1 protein-coding gene is annotated in these 240 nt (G+C 67.1%); it reads left to right on the top strand.

Annotation, left to right across the window (positions count from 1 at the left end; genetic code table 11):
• Nucleotides 1–26: 26 nt before the first annotated feature.
• On the top strand, nucleotides 27–240 hold a 214-nt coding region (locus tag SB754_RS22695; RefSeq protein ID WP_410784525.1), incomplete at its 3' end, for a precorrin-6A/cobalt-precorrin-6A reductase.

The following is a 240-nucleotide window of genomic DNA, read 5'->3' as shown; positions in this document are numbered from 1 at the left end:
CCGGCGCCGCGACGGCGAGTCTCGATGTGCCCATCCTGACGCTGCGACGCCCCGAGTGGTCGGCGCAAGAAGGGGATCACTGGATCGATGTCCCTGACATCGCCGGCGCGGCCAGAAGTGTCGCGGAACTGGCCCATGAAAAGGGCGAGATCCGGGTCTTTCTCACCACCGGTCGGCAAGACGTCGACGCTTTCGCCGACATCGACGCCGCCTGGTTCCTGATCCGCCTCGTGGACCCGC

Source organism: Leifsonia sp. SIMBA_070 (genome assembly GCF_046534635.1).
Taxonomy (GTDB): domain Bacteria; phylum Actinomycetota; class Actinomycetes; order Actinomycetales; family Microbacteriaceae; genus Leifsonia.
Note: the sequence above shows the minus strand (reverse complement) of the source record. Positions and strands in the feature narration are given on the sequence as shown.